Source organism: Porcincola sp. LCP21S3_C12, from assembly GCF_052118625.1.
Classification (GTDB): domain Bacteria; phylum Bacillota; class Clostridia; order Lachnospirales; family Lachnospiraceae; genus Porcincola.
On sequence record NZ_JBQKGW010000006.1, the window covers coordinates 99,883 to 124,451 of the forward strand.

A 24,569-nucleotide genomic window follows, 5' to 3' on the forward strand; every position below is an offset into this window, starting at 1 on the left:
GACACACCCTCTTCTTATAGAAGACCAATGCAGGCTGCCCCGATGATGCCGGTATCCCCTGGATCCTCACATGCATCGGCCAAACCGATCCATGTATTAACAGCGCTATCCCGTGAATATATTTTCTCATGGGTCATCTCTTTCAGCTCTTCCAGAAACAGATCTCCCGATCTCATAATTCCGCCGGACAGCACCAGAACATCCGGCTGCAGGATATTGATAATGTTCGCAATCCCCTCTGACAAGTAAAATAAATACTGATGAAATACCTTTACTGCCGCGGGGTCTCCTCTTCTCACTGCTTCAAGGACAATTCTGGCATCAATCCGGTCTCGCTTTCCGCCACACAGCTTCATCACCAGGCGTCCATCCACCGATTCCTCCCGGAGGGCAGCTCTCATCTGTTCCGCCAATGCCGGCGCGGAGGCATATTTCTCAAAGCATCCCCTTCTGCCGCAGTTACAGGTCACACCGGAAAGTTCTATTGACATATGGCCAAATTCACCCGCTGCTCCATTAATGCCCCGGATGAGCTTTCCATTCATGATGATGCCGCCTCCTATCCCCGTCCCGATCGTCATCATGACAAAATGATTCACATGATAACCGCCCGCCAGATATTCCCCGATCGCTGCCGCGTTGGCGTCATTCTCAATCAGGACTTTTCCACGCAGCTCACCGGGAAGATCCTTCTGAATCATTTTGACAAATGGAACGTCCTGGAATCCAAGATTATTGGCATACTCAACAGAACCTTTTTCTATATTGGCAGTCCCGGGTACCCCGACACCAATGGTGCGGATCCGGCCGGCCGGTATGCTGCACCTTTTCAGCATGTGACAGACAGCTGACCCGATATATCCGGCCATGGAGCCCGGCTCTTTTGCTTCTGCTGTCCTGACACTCTGTTTATCAATAATATGATATTCCGAATCGACCAGGCCAATATCAAGATTGGTCCCGCCAATGTCGACGCCTACCCTATATTCCATGAACTCATCTTTTCTATTCTTCATTGCCTGATATTCTGGTACCGCACCCGAAGCCCTGCTTCGAACATCCGCCGCCACGGCATCCAGACATCCTCAATCTGAACTCTTTCGGAGACAGAGGACATGTCTGTATGAATATAATGTTCAAGCTCTTTCTGAATCAACTGACTCACGACTCCTCTTTCCTCCCCCACTTCCGTATAGGAAAATGGGCTGAGGTCGATTCCATCCTGCACGTCCTCCTTCCCAAGCAGACCGGCAATTTTCCATCTGACATTCGACATATATCCGCAATCCTCAATATACCGTTCCATCAGGAAATTCATATGGGCCTGGCTGCGGCCATGCGCGTCAAAGTCGACCCCCTCCGCCAGCGCGGTGCCAAGCGTATTTGCAGATGTATTCCATCCGGCATACCCGGCAATCTTGTCAAGAACGTTCAGTTTATTCAACATTCGGATCAGCGCCAGCTCTCCTCCATTGCCATATGCATTGTCGCAGATCACAACTGGTTTTCCTCTCCTGATACATTCCACTGTCTCATCCAGCAGCTCCGGCAGATTTCTTTCTGTCAGATATCCAGGTTCCAGGGACGGCTGCTCATTCGCCTCCCTGATCCTGTATGCTGGCGCAGTAATCATCAATACGAAATCTGCCTCGCTCATTGTGTCGCAGATTCTGCACCCTGCAGAAATCACATGGGATTTTACCGAATTCTCCAGGCTGTTCCCCTCATATATCGGAATGACCATCTTCGCCTGTTCGCTTGCATATCTGATATATACAGACGGCTTCTTTCCTCGAAGATGGTTCACCATTCTCGCCGTCAGAGTCAGGGAAACCTCGTCGGCTCCTGGATAGATCAGAACCTTGTCCATCAGGTTCCGTTCAACAACGGCTGCCCTGATTTCCTTCTGGTCCATTGCCGCATATCCGAATGGGGCAGAATCGTCCTGCGGAATAACGAGAGCATTGATCACGCCGGCCTCAACAAAGTCCAGTGCTCTAAGATTCATGGCTTTGTTCATTGCCCTCCTGGATACATAATCATCCAGAGCGCCCTGATCCATTTTGCGCAGCAGTCTGTCTACCTCTCCGGGATCACACATATCAACCCGGCTCTTGTGAACGGCCTCTCCGATTTTATGAATCATCGCTCCATACTGCTCATAATAATCGGGCTCTTCTTCATCAGAGGAATAATCCGGACATCTCATGATGCAATGCCATGCGTATATCTTCAGGCCTGGATACCGGTCCCGGATTTCTTTTACAACCTCCATACGCCGCGTTAATTCATGGCCGGAAAGATGATGGATCCGGGATGGGACCAGACCGCCGTACAGCAGCATGTCCATTGACAATACCAGGCCATCTGCATCTCTGCACTCCTGCTCTAAAAAAGAAACGATCTCCTGGATATCAGCCGGCTCTTTTTTATTTCCAAGCTTTCCGGGACAAACGATCCGGATATCATCATGACTGAAAAGTTCCTCGGCATAACGGCGATTGCAAGGTCTTTCATCCATTGGAAGCAGCACGATCTTTATCATCTTATCCTCTGTCCCTCTCATATTCGCAATACATCAGAAGCAGATCCAGCATGACCAGATAAGGAACCACGCATGATATATGTTCTCCTGATATTGTCTTACCAGATGATATACAAAGGTTCCTGATATCTGAATTCTTCAGTTCATTCACCGGTTCCGATGAAATAAGCACACTTCTGGCTCCGTTCTCAACAGCGGCAGTCAGCGCGTTCCGCATCAGAATATCTTTTCCATCCATGTCAATTCCGATGAATAACTCTCCCTCTGTCGCCAGCCCGGCGCGAATCTGGAGAAGCTGCGTGTGGTGCACAATCTCTATGGGAAGACTACGCTGGATCAGCCGATATTCCAGAAGCTCTGTCAACGCGCCGGCACACCCGGAGCCGGTCATATAAACAGCCCTGCTCCTTCGGATGGTTCTGGCCAGATCATGCCACTGTTCGATCTGACTCTCCTGGAATTCCTGCGCTGTAGCATCCGTATACATCGCATGCACCTTTGACGGAATGAAATCGACCGCACTATGAGATTTTACATATTCCATTTCCTCATAGAAGTCCTTCTCATACGAAAAGACAAATTCCCGGTATCCCCGGAACCCGCACTTTTTGGCAAACCTCGACAGCGTCGATTCCGAGATATACAGCAAGGCTGCGATATTCTTGGATGAAAAATCCTCAACTGCCGTGTTATTCAGAAAGAAGCGCGCTACACTCTTCTCCACGTGTGTCATGGAAGGAAAAGCCTCTTTGATTACCTGTTTTGTCCCGTTCCCAAGAAACAGGTTTCTGCCATCGCACCTTCTTTCGCTGCAGCACATCTGCGCCCCTCCATTCTTTCCTATCGCGGAAAATATTCATCCAGATCAGCCCTTGGAATTTCCATCCCATATTCACTCATCTCATAGGCTTCCGCATATTGAGTCGTGCTCTCATGCCCATACCGCTGTTTCAAAACGTCCTGGTATTGTTCCGCGACCTTTCGATCCCATTTCGTAATTGCGTCTGACGGATAATTTCTGACATCGTAGTCTGATCGGATCTCACCCTGTTTGACGGCCATCCAGGGAAGAAATGCTTCATACTGAGACTTGTGACAGCCGGTCATCTTGAGCTTTTCTTCCATTACATCATCGATTCTTACAACAACGTCCGCAGAAAACGGATATGGTCTCCGGAATGGGTCATATACAAAGAAGATCGCCGGCTGATGATTCAGAGCCGGGGTATCCGGGCAAATCGCAGGCACCATGACCAGATAAGAACTATCCTCGACAATCTGGGAAGTGCTCCTGTGATCCGGATGGTAATCGTTCAGCCTGTGCGTGATGATGATATCCGGCTGAACCTTACGGATCAGACGCACCATCTCTTCTCTGACTTCAAGGTTCGGCTCCAGTTCCCCGTCCCGATGCTTCAGGACGATGGATGTAACGCCTGAGATTTTGGCGGAAGCCTGCGCTTCCTCTTCACGGATTTTTGCCAGTTCCTGGCGGCCAAGTGTCTGATGACCTGCACTTCCGTCTGTTACCGATACAAATGTCACTCTGCACCCTGCCTTCACATATTTAAGCGCGGTTCCCCCGCATCCCCCTTCACAGTCATCCGGATGTGCGCCGACGACCATAACGTTCAAGTTCTTCATTTCTTTTTCTCCATCGCGCAGTCTGCAGCAAAATAAAAAGCCCCGTTCCAGTTAAAGCGTACCCTTTTCAGCAGAATTCTTTTTCCCTTCAGCTGGTGAGAAAGTTTTTCAGACAATTGCTCTTCCAGGCTCTTTGTGTAGTATTCTGTCACTTCATCAATGCATTCGGCCAGTCTGAACGGATTGATTCCATGAGATGGGGCATATTCTTTCATAAATGCAGGGGCTACATTCGCCTGGCAGAGCCAGTCACAGATCAGCGCACGCGCCAAAAATGTGTCTGAACGTTCCTCCTGCTCCTCCATATTCTGAAAGCAGTGGTAATAGGCTGCTATCATTGTCTGGGCAATCACCACGCCATTCGTATTCTCAGCAGTATTCCAGCCTCCAAATGCCTGAATCAGCTGAAACGTACCATGCAGGCGGGCATTGTCGCAGAAATCATTGTCGCATCCGTTCGATGTCGCCACATCTGAAACTCCGATTGCCTTCCCATAATGTGCATGAAAATACGCGATATAGCGTAATAGCTCCTCGGCATTCGTGTTATTCCTGGAGTTCACATTGCGGAGCAGCTGATCCGAGCTTTCAACCTGCTCTGTCCCGGCAGCATTCACAGCCAGCATACAGTCTGACTCTAAAGGATCTTCCGATACGATCCCGCCGGCAGAGAGAATCTGCCACTTCACGCTCTCACCAAGAGGTCTGTCTTCATACCGCGGGATGACATATGGTCCGCGGACGGATGAATACCGGACATATACAGCCGGCTGGTAGTGATGCTTCAGGTTAAACACTCTTGCGAAAATTGTGCTTCCTGCTTCGTCCGCTCCTGGATATACAAAGACCCTGTTAAATAACGAGTATTCCCTGACCATCCTGAGGATTTCTGCCTGATCAAGGGCCGCGTACCCGAATTCGGACGTATCATCCTTCGGTATTGTAAGAATATCAAAGATCCCTTCCCTGGTAAGCTTTACGCTCTCCATGTTCACCGCACGGTCTGTTCTACGACGTCTCAGGAAATCAAGCATGATGTCTTCCGGGATTTTCTCCTTCAGCATCTCTGCTTCCTGATCTTCCTCAGGCTTTGTCTTCCCCTGATTCTTTTTGTCAAGAAGATACGTATATCTCCAGATCGCGTACCCGTATTGCTCCCAATAATCCGGATCCTCCTGGGCGCTGTCATAGGCAGCAACCCGCGCCACCAGATTATAAGCATGGATATGGAGTGCCGGATTCATCCGCTTGAGCCTGCGGAAGGCTTCCATTCTCTCCATGCATGTTTCCTGTGAAAACTGATGGATTCGTGATCCGACAATATTACCGTATACCAGTGTGTCAACAGAAAGGATCGCGTACTCGCATTCCCTCGCATGCTCAAAAAGCCAGTCCCATAGCTTTTCGATGTCCGCCGGCTTTTTCAGCGCTCCCATCCATGCCCTGTCCGGTCTCAGCAGCTCCATATCGTCCGTCATCATACTCAGCTGGTATGGGAACTCATAGTTGCAGTCTCTGTCATCAAGCGGAACGTAAAGGACTTTCGTTTTTGCTATATCACCCATCATGCCATTATCCTTTCAGCCCTGAAGTTGAAATCCCTTCCATCAGATATTTCTGGCAGAACAAAAACACAACAAGAATCGGAATCATCAGCAGCGTCGCCGCAGCCATCATTCCTGCCCAGTCTACAGAATGCTCATTCATAAACGAGTAAAGCCCGAGTGACAGCGTATAATGGTCGCTGTTGTTTGCATACAGCAAAGGCCCCAGGAAATCAGAGAATGTACTCATAAATGTAAAGATCGTAATGGTCGCAATGCCCGGACGGGACAGTGGGAGGATAATCGTCCGGTAGATTTTCCACCTTCCTGCACCGTCAATTTCAGCTGCCTCCAGAAGCTCGTCTGGTATCGTCAGCATGAATTGTCTCAGGATAACGATATAAAACGGATATCCAAAAAAGGCCGGGATGATCAATGGCCAGAAGGTACCTACCAGATTCAGCTTCGTCCAGAATTTGTAAAGAGGGATCATCGTGACCGTATAGGGAATCATCAGGCTGGCCATAATGATGCTGAATATGATATTTCTCCCCTTCCATCTGATTTTTGCAAGCGAATAGGAGATCATTGGCGTGCAGAAGACGGTTCCCAGCACATTCATCCCCGTAATCCACATTGTATTGCCGAAATACCTTCCATACGGCATCACGGAAAACACATTTTTAAAATTATCAAGAGTCGGATGGCGTGAGAAAAGTCCGAGCGATGTGTCAAAGATCTGATCATTGGAGCGGAACGATGCTGAAATCATGATCAGAATCGGAAATATATAGATGAGTGCCAGTAATGTGATCACGACAACCGGAAATACCCTGCTGAACCTTCCTTTAACGTTTCTTTCCCCCATCTGAACCGCCTCCTTTTACTTTACATCCACGTATTTATCCGAGATTCTGATCAATACCAGCGTCAGGACAAATACAATGATAAAAAGAATCCATGCCATAGCAGAGGCTGTTCCCATCTTCAGGCGGGCAAAAGCATTCTGGAACAGATATAACGGATACATGAGCAGGCTGTTCTTTTTTCCGGCTCCTACTCCGGCACTCAGGTTTCCTGACTGTGCGCTGCACAAAATATAGACCTGGGTAAAATACTGGAACCCATTGATAATGGCCAGAACGATTTGATACACAAGGACATGCGCAATCCCCGGAATGGTGATATGCCAGAATTTCGTCCATGCACCGGCACCGTCCATTGAAGCCGATTCGTATAATTCCGGCGGGACATCTCCCATAGATGCAAGCAATATCACAACGGTTGTCCCAACTCCCCAGCATGTCATAATAACCAGTGCCGGCTTTGTCCATGTCGGATTGCCCAGCCAGTTGATCGCCGGGATCCCAAACAAACTCAGAAAACGGTTCAGATACCCACTGATCGGATCGAGAACCAATAACCAGATCATTGTTGATGCTACAACCGGAAAAATAGATGGGAGGAAAAAGACAGATCTGTAAAACGCTTTTCCTCTCTTAACAGCCTTGAGCAATGCTGCAAGAAGCAGCGAAAGAATAATGGTAGCAGGAACTGAAATGGCCACATAGACCAGCGTATTATTCAGACTCTTCCAGAATAGTCGGTCCTTCATCAGCATTCGGTAATTCTTCAGTCCGACCCATACCGGATCCTTGATTGCGCTGAAATTCGTAAAGCTGTAATACGCAGACATGATGATCGGATACAGGCTGAATATGAGAAATCCCAGAATCCATGGAAGCGCAAATAACAATCCATCCCGATTTGCCTGTTTTTCCCGGGGACTCCAGGTTCTTTTCCCATCATGTTTCTTCAACTTTCTCATCCACGCATCCCCCTTATACAACACAGGGGGCAAATCAGATTTGCCCCCTGTGTCCTGTTATCAGATTATTTCTGCCCCTCCCTGAGTTGAATCACTCCAACCCAGAAGCAGTATCAGCAGCCTCCTGAATCGCATCGTCTGCGCTTCCGCCGAGAACCACAGAATCAACGGCATTCGTGAGCGTGACATCCAGATCACTACCATCAAGAATATTCGGCATCGCCACAAGGCTGGACTCCGAAAGCGCTTTCAGATAAACGTCATAGGACGCGGATGCCTTTATCACATCCTGATCCTTTAACAGAGATTTCAGTGCCGGTAAATCTCCTTTTAAGGTGACAAACATCTTTGCTCCATCTCCCATGGTGATATATTTCAGAAAATCCCACGCTCCATCAGGATTAGAAGCTGTTGTCGGAATATAGAAATTAGATGTCGCGATGTAATTATATGTCTTGTCCCCCTCCGACTCATAGGAAGGAAGCATTGCAAGTCCAAAGTTTACACCGGAATCCTCTGCCATCTTGTAAAACCATGGTCCATCGATCCGCAGAGCTTCCTTTCCGGACAGGAACGGATCCTGCGCGGAATTGACTTTTGCCTGTCCGGAAGTGACAAAACTGTTGACCGCATCGGAACCGAACTCTTTTACATAGCTTTCCAGCCAGCTCAGCGCCTTTCGAAAGCCCTCATTGTCAATCTCAAGATCTCCCGGCGTACCGAATGTACTTCCATCCGCGAAAGTCATGCATTCCCACCAGTATGAATTTGGAACAAGCGGAGCACCAAGCTGGGTCACTTCACCGTCCTCCACTGTCGTGAGTTTGGATGACATCTCCTGAAGCTCTTCCATCGTCTTTGGAGGCGCGTCATAGCCTCCGGCTTTTAAAAGATCCTTGTTATAGTAAAGTGCGTCAACATTCGCACTAATCGGAAAAGCATACGTCTTATCCTGATAGACCTGCTCATCCATCGTTCCATCAACAAAAACGTCCTCAGGATTGATTCCATCCTTCTCGATATAATCATCGAGCGGCATCGCTATATTCTGCTCCGCATAATTGGGAATGCTTGTACCAAAGTCATCCGTAATATCCGGACCATTTCCTCCGGATATACCTGTAATGACTTTCTGCTGATCCGGGGTGCTCAGGCCGACTACCTGATACTTATCCTGACTGGCATTGTAAGCGTCGATAATCTGTTCGATATAAGATGCCTCATCTCCGCCCCAGAGGTACCAGAAATTCACAGTCTCCCTGTCCCCTGTCTGTTCTTTTTCCGTCGATGCGGCATATGTCATGTTTGTGGATCCTGCCATCATGCTGCACATCAATACTGCTGTGAGTCCTGCACTGAATGCTTTTTTCCCTTTCATGACTACCTCCAATCCGGCTCTGATTTCCCCACGAGTCCCGCTGGAATCATTCCAGCGGGAACACCATCCTCTTGAGATGCTATCAAATTCAGTCTCGTATTATCAGCTATCAGCATCTTCGGATGGGTTAATTTTATATTTTTACTATTTTTTACGCAAGTTATACATTAATTTATGAAAGTAGATTCCTTATCACGCATTTTTCAAATGCTTTCTGCAATCGTATTTGAAAGTGCTGCCCAAAATCGTGTGAAAAAGGAAGGCCTTTTTTCAGCCTTCCCTTTTTCGAACCGTTCTGTGCAATACTCGCTTTTGCTCAGCCCAGTCTGATCTTGAGTGTGACGATCTGGTAAGGACGAATCTGGAAATGAATCTGTCTTCCATCTGTCTGAACTGTCTGGTCCTCTTCCTCCATAATGTTGCAGAAGGAAGCCGACTGGATCTGCGCGCCTGCTGTCAGGGTAACATCACTTCTCCGGTTCCAGCACTCATACATCCTCACGATGACCGCATCCGAATCCTCCGCCTTCTTGACCGCTTCTATGACGACATTCTCCTGATCGACAGAGAACAGTGAGAATGAATCTGGAAGGCTTCCTCCCCCGGCTTCCCTGGCCACCGCTTTCATCGGGTTATTCAGCTCATATGCCTGTGCCACTGTCCCTGCTTCTCTCCAGTCACCCTGATGAGGGAAGATCGAGTAGGTAAAGGTATGATGTTCCTTATCTGCATCCGGATTCGGATACAGCGGTGACTTCAGCATCGTCAGTCCGACATCCGTCCCGCGGACAGAAACGCCAAATTTACAATCATTCAGGAAACTGACGCCGTACCCATCTTCCCCGACATCCAGCCACTTGTGGTGACAGACCTCAAACTTTGACCAGTCCCAGGAGGTATTGTCCGTCGTACTGCGCGTCACATTTCCATACTGGATATCGAAGGTTGCACTCGATGTGTGGACATCGACAGGGAAGTGATCTTTCAGCATGATCAGGTGCTGCTTCCAGTCAATCTCATTGCGGATATCTACCCGGTCCAGATCGTGGTAGATACTGATATACTGAACGATTGTGGATTCCAGATACTTCCGTTCAATCCGCACCGTCGCCCTGACCGGTCCTGTCTCCACAACCCGAAGACTCTCGAGCTGATCGACTTCCCATGATTTTTCCGTATAATAGTTGTTGATATCCCAGGCGTCAAAATTATGTGGCCTGTCTTCATAGCTGACGATGACATTCCCCGGCTTTCCATCCTTCAGAATCTCTCGTTTCGCCCGCTTGTCGTAGAGATGTGCAAACTGTCCCTTCTCATTGAACTCGATCCGGAAGAAATCGTTCTCCATGCAGGTTGTATCTACGTGCAGAGAAGTCTTCTCTTCGGCCTTCCTGCCCTCTTTTTGCCCTGTCTGGATCACCCGGAAGGTCTCATATCCCTTCTGTGGAACATGGTTCACATATGACAACCAGCCATCTTCCGTCTTCTGAACTGCCAAAAGGCGTCCATCCTGCCCCTCAAGATTAAAAACAGACCCTTCTGCGTCACCAGCCATGCCTATGCGCGGCATCCGGAATGTTACAAGTCCATCCTTTGACACCGAATTCGGGTTAAAGATCACAACACTTCCGGCGACAGTCTTTACCTGAGAGGCGATATCTCCCAGCGACCTGTTCTGAAGTGTTTGATTCAGCGCGAATATCTTCTCATACTCTGCCTTTGAATCCTCATAAACCTCTTTGATCGCTGAGCCTGGGAGAATGTCATGGAACTGATTTCTTAAAATCACGATCCAGGCTTCATGGAGCTCCTTGTCCGGAGAATCCGCTCCTGTCAGCAGATTGTCAAGGATAGCGTACGTCTCCTCATCCTGAAAGGCAAGCTCTGCCTTCCGGTTGAAGCGCTTGTTTCGTGCCATCGTCGTGTAGGTTCCGCGATGATACTCCAGATACAGTTCGCCCACCCAGGACGGGAGATACTTGCTGTCCTTCGTATCCGCCTCCAGCTTTTTGAAGAAGTCAAGCGCCGTCGAAGGCCTGGTCACAGGAAGTCCCGGAATCCCCCGGCTCATGCGTCTTTGATTCTCCAGCTGCTCGCTTGTCGGGCCTCCTCCTCCGTCTCCGAAGCCATAGCTGCAGAGAACCTCCCTGTTCAGATCCTTGTTCGAATACCGTGCCCAGGCTCCCTTCATCTGACTCGGGTTCAGATAACCGTTATATGTAGTAAAGTGCTCGGTCTCTGTTCCATTCTCCACGACAGCCTTATGGTAGTCTCTTGTCGGTATAAAGTGCGTCAGCGTCTTTGTCCCATCGATTCCTTCCCACAGGAAGGTGTCATAAGGTATCTTGTTGGTCTCGTTCCAGCTGATCTTTGTCGTCATGAAGTAACGGATTCCGCTCAGCTTCATAATCTGCGGCAGTGCCGCGGAATAACCAAAGACATCCGGGAGCCACAGAATCTGGTTGTCCTTTCCAAATTCCTTCCTGAAGAACCGTTTTCCATACAAAAACTGTCTGGATAGCGCCTCCCCGGAAGCCAGATTGCAGTCAGCCTCAACCCACATGCCGCCTTCCACTTCCCAGCGGCCTTCCTTCACGCGCTGCCTGATCCCTTCATAGACATCCGGCGCATTTTCTTTCACATACTCGTACAACTGCGGCTGGCTGGACATAAAGATGTATTCCGGATACCTGCGCATCAGTTCCAGTACGGTTGAAAAACTCCGGACTGCCTTGTCCTTTGTCACACTCAGTGTCCAAAGCCAGGCGCAGTCGATGTGCGTGTGACCGACACAGCAGACAAGCGGAGCGTCTTCCTTCCCGCAGTATTTGTCATAGAATTCTTCCGTTATATACGCCTGCGCCCTCTCCAGACTTGCATAGTAGGCTTCCGACCCTTCCTCACGCATATCCAGGAGGTTCAGGGAATCATTCAGTGCCTGGATGATCCGGATGTAGTCTGTGTCCTCCGGATCCAGAAGCCTTGCTGTATCATAGGGCACTGCCAGATCGTAGTAGTACTTCTCGGTCGCCCGGTCGAGCACCTTCATCGCGGTATCCAGTAACAGATGGAAATTTCCGTCCCCGGTATATGCGGACAGAATCACCCGGTAAGCTCTTCCCGCTTCCGCCTTCTCTGTCAGGACAATTTCCCTGTGATTGACATCCAGGCCCTGAATCCGTTTTCCGTCCACGAAGATGGAAAACTGGGGATTTGTCGCATCCCAGCCTCCTTCCGCACCAGTCTTCACCTCATAAACGACGCACTTCCCGTCAAATTCCTCTGGAATTGTCAGGATCGTTTCAAACCAGTAATACTCCCGGTCACCGCCCCAGATCTCTCCTCTGTGAAACGGCTTCCAGGCAGACGTATCAATGTGCTCAATATCTGTGAAGCGTTCAGAACTCCTGATCATCCGGAAGTCCGATACTGGTACACTTTCCGGATAGATTCTGTCCTGGAGGTACTCCAGCATCTTCCCGATGCGTTCCTTGATAAAATGCATAACACTCCTCCTTTTTGTTCTTTACTGTAAACAGAGTGTATGTTGGTCTTCAGCCTTTATCTGCTCCGCCCATCGTAAAACCCTTACATGTAATTTCTTCACCCCCACGGGTTCCAGAACCTGCTGCCGTCCCTGAAGGTGAACCACAGCGCCCATGCGCAGAACGCGCCGCTGATGATCAGCACGATATAATCCGCCGTCTGAAACTTCCGGTATGCATACCAGGATCTCTTTTTCTTCTTGCCAAATCCGCGCAGTTCCATAGCATTGGAGACAATGTTAATCTTCTCCATTGCGGAAAACAGCAGCGGAAAGATGATGCTCGATGTTCGCTTGATCCGCTCGGAAAGCTTTGCCTTCTTGCTCATTTCGATACCGCGCGCCTGCTGCGCGTTGCGGATGCGGCGGTAGTCGCCCTGGACATCCGGAATGTACCGCAGCGCAATTGCGACGGAGTACGCAACAGTATAGGGAATGCCGATCGTATTCATCGATGCGGCGAACTCACTTGGATCAGTCGTGACCAGAAAGATGAAGATCGCCGGCGTAACCGTAAAATACTTGATCACAACATTGAACAGGTAGAACAGCTCCTCGCGCGTGACTGCATGTCCCGGCAGAAAGGATGCCAGAATCGTCTTTGATCCGTAGATCGAGCATCCCTGGTACGGAGAAATGATAAAAATGGCCACGACGTTCAGGATCATGAAGAACATGACGATTTTGAAGACAGCACTGATCTGCCGCCATTCCGTCTTGGACAAGGCAAAGAGTGTGACCGTGACAGCGATCATGATCAGAAGAATCCTTGTATCATACGTCATAGCGCTTGTCACGCACCAGAGCAGAAAAAAGATCAGCTTGGTGCTGCCCGACAGCCGGTGGATCCATGTTCCTTTGTCTGTATAGCTGAGCAGCTTTGTCATCTTTCTTCCTCCCTCTGCATTCTCTCATATCCAATGAACCGGTTGACAAACTCATCCGGTTCAAGAATTCCGCACTTGCCTGCCAGATCATAGAGGGACGTTTTCTTGAGGCAGGCTTTGTCCGCCGTCACTTCGTCCGTGAGAATCCTTGCCGGTGTATCGTCAGCAAGAAGTCTGCCTTCGGCAAGTACGACAGCACGGTCCGTATATTCCAGCATCAGGTGCATATCATGTGTGATCATAAGAATCGTCAGTCCCATATCCGTATTGAGTTTTTTCAGGAACTCCATGATCTCTGTATAATGACGGAAGTCCTGACCGGCGGTCGGTTCATCGAGGATCAGGATCTCCGGATCCATAACCAGGATCGATGCAATCGAGACGCGCTTCTTCTGCCCGAAGCTGAGCGCAGAAACCGGCCAGTTCCGCATCGGGTACAGGCCGCAGATCGTCAGAACACGGTTTACCCGCTCTGTGATCTCCTCCTGCGAAACGCCGCGCACTGCCAGTCCCAGTCCGACCTCCTCTGAAATCATCGGCTTTGAGATCATCTGATTCGGTGACTGCATCACCATTCCGATCTTCTCTCCCCTCTCTTTGATGGAAAGCGGCGCAATGTCCTCTCCATTCAGAAGGATCCTGCCCTTTTCAGGAGTGAGAAAACCGCAGACAAGTGAGGAGAGCGTCGACTTCCCCGCTCCGTTTTTGCCGACAACAGCCATCATCTCTCCCTTCCGGACAGAAAAGCTGATGTCTGAAAGAACCGGTTCGCCCTGCTGATAGGAATAAGAGATATGTTCGATCTGCAGTGCATACGGATTACTGTTTTCTTTCTGGGGAATCTTCGTCTCCTCGAACCAGCGGCGGACCTTCTGCCTGTACGGTTCGATGTTCATCGATTCAATGTGCTGGGGATGATCCTCCGGACGAATCCTGCATCCTGCATGTTTGATCGCCGTCACATAGAGTGGTTCACGAACACCTGTCTCTGCGAGAATATCGCTGCAGAGAAGCTCGTCCGACGTCTCGTCTGCAATAATCTTTCCATCACTCATAACCACAATCCGATCCACATCCCGGTAAAGCACATCCTCCAGACGATGTTCAATGATGATCACCGTCTTATCCTGCTCTCTGCAGATGCGGTCGATCAGATCGACGGTCGTCTTCCCCGTTGCCGGATCAAGATTCGCAAGCGGCTCATCAAACAGAAGAATCTCCACATCGTCAACCAGAACACCGCCCATCGAGACGCGCTGCTTCTGACCGCCTGACAGCTCGGACGGAGCGTGCTTTAAAAAACGTTCCATCCCGACGATGTGCGCCACCTCATCCACCTTCCGGAACAGTTCCTCCTGCGGCTGGTTGTCATTCTCAAGAGAAAATGCAAGATCCTCCGCGACTGTCAGTCCGATAAACTGACCGTCCGTATCCTGGAGCACCGTCCCGACATGCTTCGACATGCCGAAAATACCTGCATCCTCCGGAGACAATCCGCATACGGAAAGCTTCCCGGACATCTCACCAGGCAAAGCTTCCGGTATCAGGCCGTTGATACAGTGTACAATGGTGGATTTTCCGCAGCCGGAAGGTCCTGTTATGAGTATCTTCTCCCCTTTTCTGACCTTCAGATTGATGTGCTGAAGGGTCGGCTCCTGCTGCGCCCGGTATTTGAATGAAAAATCCGAGAATTCAATGATGGGTAAACCGGTATCAGATTGCGAATTTTGCATTGATATTATTCCTGCTTTCTCCTGTTTCAATCCTCAAGCATACGGCAGAAATGCTGCCGCAATCTGGATTATACCAGATACTGACACAGCCCGGCGGCTGATGTTCTCTTTTTCCAGGCAGGAAGCTGTACAGCTCTGTTTGTTTCTGATCGATTCCATATTCATATTTGAAGATATATCAGGTTAATGTTATAGTACAAGCTGTCAGTTTTGTTTCAGTTTCGTTACAGATACTGAGAGGAGGAGATTGAGTATGGCAGACAGAGAGAAAAAGAGAAATAAGATCAGCATCAAGAATGTGGTCGCCTGCGGTATTGGAACTGCTTTGTTCGTGGTTCTGACAGAGGTGCAGATTCCGATCGGAATTCCAAACACTTCCCTTCAGCCAAGAATGGCGGTTCTTGCATTCCTGTCCGCAATCTTCGGACCGGCAACAGGTGCGGTCATCGGCCTGCTGGGACATGCGCTGGGTGACGCGCTCTACTACGGATCGGTCTGGTGGAGCTGGGTGTTTCCGGAAGCCGTTGTCGGAATCGCAATTGGCGCATTTGCCAGAAAGTTCGCTGTAAGCGATGGCGGCTTCACGAAGGGGAAGATGGTTCTGTTCAATATCGTGCAGGTAATTGCCAATGCCGTTGCATGGATCATTGTCGCACCGGTGCTCGACATCGCTGTATACGCTGAACCGGCGACAAAAGTATTCCTGCAGGGCGCATTTGCATTCCTTGGAAACATCATCATCATCGGTGTTCTCGGAACGCTGCTTCTGGCAACCTACTCAAAGATCGCCGGAAAGTCTTCCAGCCTGAAGAAAGAAGATTGATCTCAGGCTGAAAACAGTTTGATTCTTCACAATATCAAAGAGCCGGAGCCATCTGTATTGACAGAAGGCCCCGGCTCTGTTTTGATATTCTCATGACAGCAACCAAACAGTATGGACAGAATAAAGACATGAACCTTGACGAAATCACAAGCCAGATCATGGCCGATGCGCGAAACCGCTCTTACACAGAACGAGGCATTCCTCCAATCTTCCAGATTCATGAGAAGGCAAGGATTCTTCTCATCGGGCAGGCGCCGGGGAAAAAGGTGGAACAGAGCCTCATTCCATTTCACGACCAGTCAGGAAACACACTGATGCAATGGATGGGCATCGATCCGGAGACCTTCTACTCAGATCAGATTGCGATCATGCCCATGGATTTTTACTATCCGGGAAAAGGAAAGACAGGTGATCTGCCGCCCAGAGCTTTCATGGCGCAGGAGTATCACGAAAAGCTGCTCCGGCTGATGCCAGACATACAGGTCACCATTCTGATCGGAAGGTATTCCATCCGGTATTATCTGGGAAAATGTGCGAAGCGGAACCTGACGGAGACTGTTCGGAACTATGCAGAATATCTGCCGCACTTCTTTCCAATTGTGCATCCGAGTCCTCTGAACATTCGCTGGCAGAAAAACAATCCCTGGTTCTACGCGGAAGTAGTCCCGGAGCTTCAGAAAATCGTGGGCAGAATATTATGAACGAAACACTTCAGCAACTCTATGAGAGGAAATCGACCCGTGCCTTTGATGACCGGGAGCTGACGCCGGAACAAATCCATACGATACTGGAAGCTTCCACCATGGCACCAACCGCCGGCAACCAGCAATTATATACCATTCTGCATGTAACCGATATGCAAACGTCAACAAACAAATTCAGCTGACAGGCACATCATATTCAGGCCTTTCCTCTCTTGTGAAAGTATCATGGCAATTGTGAGCCAGACCGCTGAACAGACTGTCAGCATGCATGCAGCGGAGCATCATACAAGAATCTGCACGATCAGAACCGCGATGGATGCGGCGGCTGCCGATAAAAAGAGGTTTGAGGAAAACCAGGCGGTCAGTCCGGCAAAAACGAGTGCGGCAATTCCAGCGAGCGGGTTCGATGTGACCGAAAAAATCGCCGGCACCGTCATGACCGACAGCGTTGCGTACGGAATATAGTATAGAAATGAGCGCACAAACCGGTTTTGGATTGGTTTCCGGATCAGTGTCAGCGGCAGCACCCGGAGAGCGTAGCTCACTGCCGCCAGTACAAGGATACATTCCCAGATCCTGATTGAATCCGCTTTCATCGTCTGCCTCCCGTGTCTTATGCTGTCTGATTATGCCGCGCCAGCAGTCTTTCTGGCTGCAAGCGTTTCCTGTAATGGCTTCTTCTGTTCTGACTTCTCCTGCTCCGTCTTCTTTCCGGCTGTTTTCTCCTGCACGATCTCCGCTCCTGTTGTCTCCTCTTCCCGAACCGGTTTTATGACGGCCGCGGCGGCGGAAATCACAAGGGTCAGCAGAATGACACGCATATTCCCGGATATCTGATTCAGGACAGGCGCTGCAGCAAAAAAGCTGCTCAACCCGAACCCGCTCAGAACCACCATCAGCGTCGCCCTGTCCTTTCGCCCGCGCGGCAGAATCACAGCCAGGAACATGCCGAAGATCGAGGCGCTCAGAGCAGAGACGACATCAGGCGGAAAAACATTTCCGGCAATGACGCCTCCCACAGTACCGGCCGCCCAGCAGCTGAGGGCAGTGACATCTGCGCCATAGAGATAAGAGGGCTGTACATATCCATTGCGGGAGACGCCAAGCCCGAAGAGCTCATCCGTGACGCCCCACGCCAGGACAAGCCGCTGCAGGATGCCGACATCGGGACTCAGCTTCTGGCTGAGCGCGCAGCTCATCAGCAGATAACGCGCATTTGTGATGAGAATCAGAACTGCCAGCGCCGCAAGCGATGTTCCTTCAGCAATCGCCGAGATCCCGGCATATTCTCCGGCGGACGCATTGTTCAGAAAGCTGAGGAAGAACCCCTGAACCGATGTCATGCCAATCATGTGCGCGGCAATCCCAAGCGAAAATGAAACAGCGAAATATCCCAGCGCAATCGGGACGGCGTCGCGCACGCCTTCCGAAAACTCCCTGCGCCATCCTGCCTGTCCCGGCATCATTTCTTCCTCCCTCATGTACGCTCCCATCTTTTTCCATCATCCCTTACATCTGTAATTCGATGGACAGCTGTCCATTCTGTCCATCCAGCCTCCATTGAGACGCCGTCCCGATGCTTCTTCGATCCGGTTCCCCGCTTTTTCTTCTTCAATGAAATTGTAGTACAGGAATTGTGATTTGAAAAATTGATGATTATAATAGAAGTATCATTAATTTCGATTCTGTATTACCAGAACAGAGGTACAAGTATGCTGTCGAAATATGGCATTCTCTGCGAGGTCATCGCGGAGGGCAGCTTCACAAAAGCTGCAGAGCGCTTCGGCTATGCGCAGAGTTCCATCAGTGCTTCCGTTAAATCGCTGGAGGAAGAACTCTCCACCAGCCTGATTGACCGGCGGCGTCACAACATTACATGGACCGAAGACGGGAAGGCATACGCACCGTATATCACAGCCATCTACGCGGCCGAGCAGGCGCTCGCCCGCAAAAACAAAGAGATGCAGGGGCTGAGCGGACAGGTGATCCGGATCGGAACCTTCACCAGCGTGAGCCGCGACATTCTTCCGCCGCTCATGCAGACCTTCCGGAATGCCTATCCCGGCGTATCCTTCGAGCTCCACCAGGGAGACTATGACGAGATTCATGACTGGCTGGAATCCGGACAGATCGACCTCGGCTTCATGGCAGAAGTCATGGTTGGAAATCTGCCGCATGATTATCTCTATGAAGACCGGATGCTGGCAGTGCTCCCGCCTCAGCATCCACTCGCTGCAAGGGAAGTGGTATCGCTCCGCGATCTGGAGCGGGAACCTTTCATCCTGCTTGACGAAGGCCGCTACAGCACCGTTCTGACAGCCTTCCATGACAAAAACCTGAACCCGCAGATCGCCTACCGGGTCTATGACGATTATTCCATCCTGTCCATGGTACGCAGCCAGCTGGGCGTCGCCCTGCTCTTCCACAACGTGATCCGCGGGTTTGACAAGGCTGTCGCCGTCCGGCCGCTGAAGGAACCGGTTCTCAGGCGCACCTGCCTCGCCTACCGCGATGAGTCCACGCTGCCCTATGCGGCAGCCAGATTCCGGAAATTCATCCGGACAACCCCCGCCATCTCCAGGCAGGAAATCCCACGCGGCTGACTGCAGGCTGCATCTGACTTCCTGTACCTGTACTCTATTATTGGCTATTCTGATGAGGTTTCTGTATGAGTCAAGAGATCATTTCCAACCGCCGTCATATCGTCCTCGGTATTCTTGCGCATGTTGATGCCGGGAAGACGACGCTTTCAGAGAGTCTGCTCTACCTGTCCGGCGCCATCCGCAGGCAGGGCCGTGTCGACCATGGCGATGCCTATCTCGACACTGACAGCATGGAAAAACAGCGCGGCATCACAATCTTCTCGAAACAGGCGCAGCTCTCCCTCCCGGACTTCGGCGGTCTGGACATCACACTGCTCGATACGCCGGGGCATGCGGATTTTTCCCCGGAAATGGAGCGCACGCTTTCTGTCCTGGACTACGCGGTTCTGGTCATCAGTGCCCCGGACGGTGTGACCGGACAGGTACAGACCCTCTGGAGACTTCTTGCGCATTACCATATTCCGGTTTTTCTCTTCGTCAACAAGATGGATCAGCCGGGAATGGAACCGGACCCTGTCCTTAAGGAGCTGTCCGGCTCTCTGGATGAAGCCTGCATTCCACTTCCGGATACAGATCCTGAGCGCTTCGACGCTGAGACAGCTGAGACGCTGGCTGTCTGTGACGACAGGCTGCTGGAGCAGTACCTGGAGCAGGGGCAGGCACCATCCACAAGCGAGATTGCTGCACTCATCGCCGCCCGGAAGCTGTTTCCTGTCTATTTCGGCTCCGCGCTGAAAAACACCGGTGTGGACGCCCTCCTGAGAGGTCTTTCCCGCTATACCGAAGAACCGGCGCTGCCAGATACCTTTTCGGCAAAGGTTTTCAAGATATCCAGAGACGCGTCCGGAACCAGGCTGGCCTGGATCCGGGTGCTCGGCGGCACGCTGCGCGCGAAGATGGAAGTCACCGTTTCCGGGATACAGCGTTCTCTGGACGCACAGTCCGGCAATGGTGCTTCAGCCCCCTACTCGCTAAAGGTTGACCAGCTTCGTCAGTATTCCGGGGACAGTTACAGTGTCCTGCGTGAGGCTCCGGCCGGACAGATTGTCTGCGCCACCGGACTTGATACCGTCTCAGCCGGACAGATTTTGAGAGATGATACAGCAGCCGGGCTTCCGGACAGCTCTCTTGAAGCCGGCGCATCTTCCGGACGGACGGACAGCCTTCCGGAAGATGCAAAGACCGCCGTGATGCTGTCTGAATCCCTGCAGCACCGCTCGGTATCGGAGCATCTGATCCTGCCAGTCTTTCGGAGCGCGATCCTCCTCACTGATGACACGGACCCTGTGACAGCCCTGCGCAGCCTGAAGCTTCTCCAGGAAGAGGAGCCGATGCTTGGAATCGAATATGATCCGCGCACAAAACAGATTTCCGCCGAGATCATGGGGGAGGTCGAGACTGAGATCATCCGGAATCTTTCTGAAAAACGCTTCGGCATGTCCATCTCCTTCGGGCCTCCTTCCGTCGTCTACCGCGAAACAATTGCTGCCCCAGTCGAAGGCGTCGGCCACTATGAGCCCCTCAGGCACTATGCGGAAGTGCATTTGCTGCTGGAGCCGGCGGAACGTGGAAGCGGCATCTCCTTCGACACGAACCTAAGCACTGACGCCCTCCCGCTGAACTGGCAGCGGCTTGTTCTGTCCTCCCTCATGAGCATCCATTTCCGGGGTGTCCTGACCGGATCGGAGATCACCGACCTGCGCATCACGCTGATTGGAGGCAGGGCGTCCGAGAAACACACAGAGGGCGGCGATTTCCGCCAGGCTTCTATCCGCGCACTCCGGCAGGGTCTGATGTCGGCAGAGAGTATCCTCCTCGAGCCATGGTACCGCTTCGAAGCGGAAATTCCGCAGGATGCCATCGGACGGCTGATGAGCGATATCCAGCGGATGGATGGCCGTCTGGATCCGGTCAGCGGGGATGGTGTGCGGGCACAGGTAACCGGCTTTGTCCCGGCTTCCGAAACGGGTGATTATGCTGCCGAAGTACGTGCCTACACACACGGTACCGGACAGATTTCTTTCTCCCTGTCAGGATACGAGCCCTGCAGAAATCCGGAAGATGTCATTCTCAAGACTGCATATGACCCGGCATCTGATCTGGAGCAGCCGGCCGATTCGGTCTTCTGCTCGCACGGCGCGGGCGTAACCATTCCGTGGAACGAAGTGCGGCGCTATATGCATGTCGATACCGGATGGCATCCTGACACGCAGGAGGTTTCAGGCGGCAGCCTTCAGATGGACGGCAGACAGGAAGGCGGCCGGCAGGCCTTCTCCTCCCAGTGGCGCAGAGCACAGACAGCGGAAAAGAAGTCCTGGCTGCAGCAGCAGCATGACATCAGTGCCGGGGAGGAGGAACTTCGCCGGATCTTTGAACAGACATACAAAGGCTCCTCCTGGAACACACCGCTCCGCGACCCCGCCAACGACTTTCCGGGTGATTCAGCGGGCCTCTGGAGCCGTGACGGCTCTCTTGAGCGCAGCACCGGGCTGCCTGCCGGCAGCAGCAAAGATCAGCCCGATGGACCGGACCGTCCGCACGCTTCACAGCGTCAGGGCACAGACTTCAGGTCTGCCGGTTCTGCCCGCGAGGATTATCTCCTGGTGGATGGCTACAATATCATCTTCAACTGGCAGGAGCTTCGCGGGCTGGCAGCAGAGAATCTCGATTCCGCAGCTGGAAAGCTGACCGAAATCCTGTCAGATTTTCAGGGCACACAGAGCGGCCGGCTGATCATTGTGTTCGACGCCTACAAGGTTCACGGCGGAAAACGGCACATCATCCATCAGGGCAATGTCGACATCATCTACACAAAGGAGGCGGAAACCGCAGACTCCTACATCATGGAGCTGACACATTCTCTTGCAAAGAAGGGAAACGTGACGGTTGCTACTGGAGACGGAATCGTCCAGATGATCATTTTCAGTGCAGGTGCACGTCGGATGTCCGCCGGTGAGCTGAAGGATCGCGTGAACGAGGCAAAAAAGAAGATCCGCGACAGGTACCATGTCTGAACAGACTGCAGTCTGTTGGTTTGCAAACTCTGCCCTGTCTCTGCTGAGAGGTCCCGCTCTTTGAAGCAGTGCCTCTGTGTGTTCTTTCTGTGAACTTGTTTGATCATCCAGTCAAAATGAGATATACTGCAGATATGTTAGCATCGTACGGCATAGACCATCTCTTTTTGATGGTCGGAAAGAAGGTATCTGATATGTGCACTGCAGCAACGTACAATACAAGATGTCACTATTTTGGACGGAACCTGGATCTGGAATACTCCTACCACGAGCAGGTCGCGGTGACCCCCCGCAACTATCCCTTCCAGTTCAGGAATGTGGAATCCATCATGAAGCATCCGGCGATCATCGGCATGGCTTTTGTCGTGAACGGCTTTCCGCTCTACTACGATGCCATGAATGAAAAAGGACTCGGAATGGCCGGGCTGAACTTCCCGGACAACTGCGACTTCAAAGAACTGCAGGAAGGAAAGGACAACATCGCTTCATTTGAACTGATCCCCTATGTTCTCTCTCTCTGCAGCACAACCGCGGAAGCGAAGGCTCTTCTTTCGCACATCAACATCACAAATGAACCCTTCAGCGACAAGCTCCCGACCAATCCGCTGCACTGGATGGTCGCCGACGGTAAGGATGTCATCGTCGTCGAGCAGACAGCATCCGGCCTTCATGTCTATGATGATCCGGTCGGTGTCATGACGAACAACCCGACCTTTGACATGCAGATGAACCGTCTGGCAGACTACCGGAACCTGTCTGTGGAATCGGCCGGGCCGTGCACCTTTGCAAAAGGGCTTGACCTTCATCCGTACAGCCGCGGCATGGGCGGCATGGGGCTTCCGGGGGATCTCTCCTCCGCTTCAAGATTCGTGAAAGTCGCCTTCACGCGGATGAACTCTTTGTCGGATGACTCTGAGTCTGCCAGCATCAGCCAGTTCTTCCACATCCTCGGCAGCGTCGAGCAGCAGCGCGGACTCTGCAAGCTCGGCGAGGACAAGTATGAGATCACAATCTATTCAAGCTGCTGCAACCTGGATCTCGGCATCTACTACTACACAACCTATGAGAACAGCCAGATCAGTGCCGTTGACATGCACCACGAGAATCTCGACGGCGACACGGTCGTCACCTATGATCTGATCAAGGGCCAGCAGATCCATTACCAGAACTGAGAATCTTCGCTTGTACCTACACAAAAAGCGGGAGCTAACCGTTCAGCTCCCGCTTTTTTTCTCCTGATCTGCCACCTTATGACACACCATCCACACCAGCTCAAAGATCTGCTGAATGAACCTTTTCCAGCGAATCATCTGCGAGCAGTCAGATCACACGACCGCCGCTTCCCGCACGGCTTTGTCACGCTTGTCCGGATATCACTCGTCCGGCATAGTCAGACGCCGTCCTTGTTGCCTCCTGCACCGTAGTTCCTCCGGAGAGGGCATGGATGAACGCACCGTCAAAGGCATCGCCGGCTCCCAGTGTCGAGACAGGCTTCACCGGCTTTACCGGAATCCAGGTTTCCTTGTGCTGTCCGGCAGACAGCACAAGGATCGGATCGGCTCCATTCCTGGCAATCACCGTTTTCTGCGGCCTTCTGCTGCTGTCTTTTCCACACATCCTGTCCAGGAGCACCTCTGCTGCGGCCTTCTGACCGGCATGCCCCGTCACCTGACTGAGCTCGTCACCGCCTGATCCGAGCACCAGGTCGCTCATGCCAATCATCTGCTCCATGGAGGCCTTCCTCTCTCCCGCATACCCATAGGACTCGGCACGTACATTCAAGTCAAAGATCACGGTGGCACCGTGTTCCTTCTGCTCTTTGAAGAAGGCCAGAACGGCTGCGTTGTTTGCAGCATCATCTAAAAATGCCATCCCGCTCGTAAAGACAATATCCCCGCTCTCCGCCTTCGGCGTATTCCGGAAGCTGTCTGCTGTAAAATGCGGGTAATCCGCCCACGGCGGGACAAAGCAGAACATTGTCCGCTCACCGCTCTCATCCAGAACAGCAATGCAGTACATGTTCGACCTGTCGCACGGCACAGCGCCGCTCATGTCCACGCCTGCCTTCTCCATCTCTCCTTCCAGATACAGTCCAAGTCCATCCAGCTTCAACGGCGTGATGAACAGAGGGCGGCTCTTTGGGTCTGACAGTTTTCCGATGTTCCGGGCAACATTCGCAACCGATCCCCCGCACTGCATCCGGACCAGCATAGAATCAGCGGTTTTTTTTGAGAAATCTCCTCTTGCAAGGGCTGCGCGCATCCCGCCGTACGGCACGATCAGATCACAGCACAGATCCCCTACACATATGACGCTCACAGC

General features: G+C 51.5%; 20 protein-coding genes. 6 read left to right on the forward strand and 14 right to left on the reverse strand.

Annotation, left to right across the window (positions count from 1 at the left end; translation table 11 throughout):
- Positions 1 to 14: 14 nt before the first annotated feature.
- The 11 genes from ACTQ1N_RS04960 to ACTQ1N_RS05010 all read right to left on the reverse strand — a co-directional run bounded on the left by ACTQ1N_RS04960 (position 15) and on the right by ACTQ1N_RS05010 (position 15,103).
- Complete coding sequence (locus ACTQ1N_RS04960) at positions 15 to 1,016, reverse strand: ROK family protein (protein WP_441955212.1); 1,002 nt, start codon at positions 1,014 to 1,016, stop codon at positions 15 to 17.
- Complete coding sequence (locus ACTQ1N_RS04965) at positions 1,013 to 2,545, reverse strand: DUF4127 family protein (protein ID WP_441955214.1); 1,533 nt, start codon at positions 2,543 to 2,545, stop codon at positions 1,013 to 1,015. Before ACTQ1N_RS04965 ends, ACTQ1N_RS04960 begins: the two co-directional genes overlap by 4 nt.
- Position 2,546: 1 nt before the next feature.
- Entirely contained in the window at positions 2,547 to 3,365 is an 819-nt protein-coding gene (locus ACTQ1N_RS04970; RefSeq protein WP_441955216.1) for a MurR/RpiR family transcriptional regulator, read from the reverse strand.
- A gap of 20 nt (positions 3,366 to 3,385) precedes the next feature.
- Positions 3,386 to 4,189 (reverse strand): PIG-L deacetylase family protein, encoded by an 804-nt coding sequence (locus tag ACTQ1N_RS04975; RefSeq protein WP_441955218.1) that lies wholly within the window; start codon positions 4,187 to 4,189, stop codon positions 3,386 to 3,388.
- Positions 4,186 to 5,757 (reverse strand): DUF4127 family protein, encoded by a 1,572-nt coding sequence (locus ACTQ1N_RS04980; protein WP_441955220.1) that lies wholly within the window; start codon positions 5,755 to 5,757, stop codon positions 4,186 to 4,188. The genes ACTQ1N_RS04975 and ACTQ1N_RS04980 overlap by 4 nt, the downstream gene beginning before the upstream one ends.
- A gap of 4 nt (positions 5,758 to 5,761) precedes the next feature.
- Positions 5,762 to 6,601, reverse strand: coding sequence for a carbohydrate ABC transporter permease (locus tag ACTQ1N_RS04985; protein ID WP_441955222.1), 840 nt, complete (start codon positions 6,599 to 6,601; stop codon positions 5,762 to 5,764).
- A 15-nt stretch (positions 6,602 to 6,616) separates the two neighbouring features.
- Positions 6,617 to 7,561: a carbohydrate ABC transporter permease gene (locus ACTQ1N_RS04990; protein WP_441955224.1), complete on the reverse strand. Its 945-nt coding sequence runs from the start codon at positions 7,559 to 7,561 to the stop codon at positions 6,617 to 6,619.
- A 91-nt stretch (positions 7,562 to 7,652) separates the two neighbouring features.
- Positions 7,653 to 8,939: an ABC transporter substrate-binding protein gene (locus ACTQ1N_RS04995; RefSeq protein ID WP_441955226.1), complete on the reverse strand. Its 1,287-nt coding sequence runs from the start codon at positions 8,937 to 8,939 to the stop codon at positions 7,653 to 7,655.
- Positions 8,940 to 9,255: 316 nt separating this feature from the next.
- On the reverse strand, positions 9,256 to 12,444 hold the full coding sequence (locus ACTQ1N_RS05000) for an alpha-mannosidase (RefSeq protein WP_441955228.1): 3,189 nt from the start codon (positions 12,442 to 12,444) through the stop codon (positions 9,256 to 9,258).
- Between the two features lie 98 nt (positions 12,445 to 12,542).
- Complete coding sequence (locus ACTQ1N_RS05005) at positions 12,543 to 13,370, reverse strand: energy-coupling factor transporter transmembrane component T family protein (RefSeq protein WP_441955230.1); 828 nt, start codon at positions 13,368 to 13,370, stop codon at positions 12,543 to 12,545.
- A complete protein-coding gene (locus ACTQ1N_RS05010) occupies positions 13,367 to 15,103 on the reverse strand; it encodes an ABC transporter ATP-binding protein (protein ID WP_441955232.1) in 1,737 nt (578 codons plus the stop codon). The genes ACTQ1N_RS05005 and ACTQ1N_RS05010 overlap by 4 nt, the downstream gene beginning before the upstream one ends.
- Before the next feature lie 253 nt (positions 15,104 to 15,356).
- Between ACTQ1N_RS05010 and ACTQ1N_RS05015 the strand changes: the two genes are divergently transcribed.
- From ACTQ1N_RS05015 to ACTQ1N_RS05025, 3 genes are all read left to right on the forward strand, one after another.
- The gene (locus ACTQ1N_RS05015; protein WP_441955234.1) at positions 15,357 to 15,926 is read left to right on the forward strand and encodes an ECF-type riboflavin transporter substrate-binding protein; all 570 of its coding nucleotides are present in this window, start codon (positions 15,357 to 15,359) and stop codon (positions 15,924 to 15,926) included.
- 92 nt (positions 15,927 to 16,018) lie between these two features.
- Positions 16,019 to 16,627 carry a uracil-DNA glycosylase family protein gene (locus tag ACTQ1N_RS05020; RefSeq protein ID WP_441955236.1) on the forward strand — a complete coding sequence of 203 codons (609 nt, stop codon included), beginning with the start codon at positions 16,019 to 16,021 and terminating at the stop codon, positions 16,625 to 16,627.
- Positions 16,624 to 16,812 carry a nitroreductase family protein gene (locus tag ACTQ1N_RS05025; protein ID WP_441955238.1) on the forward strand — a complete coding sequence of 63 codons (189 nt, stop codon included), beginning with the start codon at positions 16,624 to 16,626 and terminating at the stop codon, positions 16,810 to 16,812. Before ACTQ1N_RS05020 ends, ACTQ1N_RS05025 begins: the two co-directional genes overlap by 4 nt.
- Before the next feature lie 99 nt (positions 16,813 to 16,911).
- Here ACTQ1N_RS05025 and ACTQ1N_RS05030 read toward each other — a convergent pair whose 3' ends face one another.
- Entirely contained in the window at positions 16,912 to 17,226 is a 315-nt protein-coding gene (locus ACTQ1N_RS05030; RefSeq protein WP_441955240.1) for an AzlD domain-containing protein, read from the reverse strand.
- A gap of 30 nt (positions 17,227 to 17,256) precedes the next feature.
- On the reverse strand, positions 17,257 to 18,111 hold the full coding sequence (locus tag ACTQ1N_RS05035) for an AzlC family ABC transporter permease (RefSeq protein WP_441955242.1): 855 nt from the start codon (positions 18,109 to 18,111) through the stop codon (positions 17,257 to 17,259).
- Between the two features lie 231 nt (positions 18,112 to 18,342).
- Here ACTQ1N_RS05035 and ACTQ1N_RS05040 point away from each other — a divergent pair, with 231 nt between their 5' ends.
- The 3 genes from ACTQ1N_RS05040 (at position 18,343) to bsh (ending at position 23,419) form a co-directional block, all read left to right on the forward strand.
- Positions 18,343 to 19,233, forward strand: coding sequence for a LysR family transcriptional regulator (locus ACTQ1N_RS05040; protein WP_441955244.1), 891 nt, complete (start codon positions 18,343 to 18,345; stop codon positions 19,231 to 19,233).
- Between the two features lie 65 nt (positions 19,234 to 19,298).
- Positions 19,299 to 22,247 carry an NYN domain-containing protein gene (locus ACTQ1N_RS05045; RefSeq protein ID WP_441955245.1) on the forward strand — a complete coding sequence of 983 codons (2,949 nt, stop codon included), beginning with the start codon at positions 19,299 to 19,301 and terminating at the stop codon, positions 22,245 to 22,247.
- Positions 22,248 to 22,441: 194 nt separating this feature from the next.
- A complete protein-coding gene (gene bsh, locus ACTQ1N_RS05050; RefSeq protein ID WP_441955320.1) occupies positions 22,442 to 23,419 on the forward strand; it encodes a choloylglycine hydrolase in 978 nt (325 codons plus the stop codon).
- Between the two features lie 184 nt (positions 23,420 to 23,603).
- On the opposite strand, the gene ACTQ1N_RS05055 is transcribed toward bsh, so the two are convergent.
- On the reverse strand, positions 23,604 to 24,566 hold the full coding sequence (locus ACTQ1N_RS05055; protein WP_441955247.1) for a carbohydrate kinase family protein: 963 nt from the start codon (positions 24,564 to 24,566) through the stop codon (positions 23,604 to 23,606).
- Positions 24,567 to 24,569 lie beyond the last annotated feature (3 nt).

Excerpts from the sequence above, each read along its gene's own strand:
- ACTQ1N_RS04960 (WP_441955212.1), bottom strand. The coding sequence starts at position 1,016 with ATGAAGAATAGAAAAGATGAGTTCATGGAATATAGGGTAGGCGTCGAC.
- ACTQ1N_RS04965 (WP_441955214.1), bottom strand. The coding sequence starts at position 2,545 with ATGATAAAGATCGTGCTGCTTCCAATGGATGAAAGACCTTGCAATCGC.
- ACTQ1N_RS04970 (WP_441955216.1), bottom strand. The coding sequence starts at position 3,365 with ATGTGCTGCAGCGAAAGAAGGTGCGATGGCAGAAACCTGTTTCTTGGG.
- ACTQ1N_RS04975 (WP_441955218.1), bottom strand. The coding sequence starts at position 4,189 with ATGAAGAACTTGAACGTTATGGTCGTCGGCGCACATCCGGATGACTGT.
- ACTQ1N_RS04980 (WP_441955220.1), bottom strand. The coding sequence starts at position 5,757 with ATGATGGGTGATATAGCAAAAACGAAAGTCCTTTACGTTCCGCTTGAT.
- ACTQ1N_RS04985 (WP_441955222.1), bottom strand. The coding sequence starts at position 6,601 with ATGGGGGAAAGAAACGTTAAAGGAAGGTTCAGCAGGGTATTTCCGGTT.
- ACTQ1N_RS04990 (WP_441955224.1), bottom strand. The coding sequence starts at position 7,561 with ATGAGAAAGTTGAAGAAACATGATGGGAAAAGAACCTGGAGTCCCCGG.
- ACTQ1N_RS04995 (WP_441955226.1), bottom strand. The coding sequence starts at position 8,939 with ATGAAAGGGAAAAAAGCATTCAGTGCAGGACTCACAGCAGTATTGATG.
- ACTQ1N_RS05000 (WP_441955228.1), bottom strand. The coding sequence starts at position 12,444 with ATGCATTTTATCAAGGAACGCATCGGGAAGATGCTGGAGTACCTCCAG.
- ACTQ1N_RS05005 (WP_441955230.1), bottom strand. The coding sequence starts at position 13,370 with ATGACAAAGCTGCTCAGCTATACAGACAAAGGAACATGGATCCACCGG.
- ACTQ1N_RS05010 (WP_441955232.1), bottom strand. The coding sequence starts at position 15,103 with ATGCAAAATTCGCAATCTGATACCGGTTTACCCATCATTGAATTCTCG.
- ACTQ1N_RS05015 (WP_441955234.1), top strand. The coding sequence starts at position 15,357 with ATGGCAGACAGAGAGAAAAAGAGAAATAAGATCAGCATCAAGAATGTG.
- ACTQ1N_RS05020 (WP_441955236.1), top strand. The coding sequence starts at position 16,019 with ATGACAGCAACCAAACAGTATGGACAGAATAAAGACATGAACCTTGAC.
- ACTQ1N_RS05025 (WP_441955238.1), top strand. The coding sequence starts at position 16,624 with ATGAACGAAACACTTCAGCAACTCTATGAGAGGAAATCGACCCGTGCC.
- ACTQ1N_RS05030 (WP_441955240.1), bottom strand. The coding sequence starts at position 17,226 with ATGAAAGCGGATTCAATCAGGATCTGGGAATGTATCCTTGTACTGGCG.
- ACTQ1N_RS05035 (WP_441955242.1), bottom strand. The coding sequence starts at position 18,111 with ATGAGGGAGGAAGAAATGATGCCGGGACAGGCAGGATGGCGCAGGGAG.
- ACTQ1N_RS05040 (WP_441955244.1), top strand. The coding sequence starts at position 18,343 with ATGCTGTCGAAATATGGCATTCTCTGCGAGGTCATCGCGGAGGGCAGC.
- ACTQ1N_RS05045 (WP_441955245.1), top strand. The coding sequence starts at position 19,299 with ATGAGTCAAGAGATCATTTCCAACCGCCGTCATATCGTCCTCGGTATT.
- bsh (WP_441955320.1), top strand. The coding sequence starts at position 22,442 with ATGTGCACTGCAGCAACGTACAATACAAGATGTCACTATTTTGGACGG.